This is a genomic window from Allomuricauda sp. TY007 (assembly GCF_010468565.1).
In the GTDB taxonomy this organism is placed as follows: domain Bacteria; phylum Bacteroidota; class Bacteroidia; order Flavobacteriales; family Flavobacteriaceae; genus Flagellimonas.
Genome location: NZ_WUEG01000047.1, coordinates 1 through 950, shown reverse-complemented (window position 1 = coordinate 950; position 950 = coordinate 1). Strand labels below are relative to the sequence as shown.

The 950-nt window shown below is 58.6% G+C and carries 1 protein-coding gene; it reads right to left on the bottom strand.

Annotated elements, in window-relative coordinates:
* Positions 1 to 950, bottom strand: a 950-nt coding sequence (locus tag GO009_RS17360) for a GMC family oxidoreductase N-terminal domain-containing protein (RefSeq protein ID WP_163627967.1), incomplete at both ends; no start/stop codon positions are given.

The window sequence follows — 950 nt, the reverse complement described above, 5'->3', positions numbered from 1 at the left end:
GTTGGTCACAGAGGTCCTCGGGTCATTGCCCATCCGGGTGGTCCCCACCTCGTGGATGATCCGCCCAGGGTTGTGAAGCCCGTAGTTGGTCTCCTTCCCCGGCTTGTCCCCCAAGGGCTCACCGCCCATATTGATCAAGATCTCCTCGAAGGTATCCTGCATGTGCCTCGCCTGGTTGATCTCCAACTGGCTCCATTTGTAGTGGAACTTCAGTACCGGGATGCCAAACTCGTCCACCGTGGTCGGGTCGATCTCACAGTAGTTCTCCTTCCGGGCGATGGACTCGCCCCTTCCGGCCATGCCCACTACCGCCCCGTAGTACTTCTTCGCATCGCTGCGCAGCACGTCACCGTAGCCGCCCACCTTGGTCCCGAAGAACTTGTTGAACTCGTTCACGTTGAAGCCGAAGCCATAGCTCGGCATTCCCATGCCGCCCCACACCTCGATGTGGTAGCCACGCGGAAAATCGAGCTTGGAGTTATCGCCCCACCAAGGGGAGTACACGTGCATACCGCCTACTCCATCCTCGTTATAGGATACCTTTCGGTTCATCAGCCCCGGTACAAAAGCGGCCCTATCGGCCCCCGTGGAATCGTGCAGGTACTTGCCCACCACATCGCTGCTGTTGCCCAGCCCGTTCGGGTGCTGCTTGCTCTTGGAGTTCAACAGGATCCGTGCCGAACTGCAGGCCGAGGCACCCAGTACCACTACCCTTCCCTTCAGTTTATATTCTTTACGATCTTCTTTGTTGATGTAGGATACGCCCGTGGCCCTGCCCTCCTCGTCCGTGGTCACCTCGCGTACCATACAGTTCACGAAAAGGTCGATCTGGCCACCGTTCTTCTGTGCCGGGAAGATAAGGCAGGTCCCCGCGGAGAAATCGGCGTACACCTGGCAGGCACGGTTGCACTGCCCGCAATAGAAGCACACGCCCCTGTCCTCGTTGATCT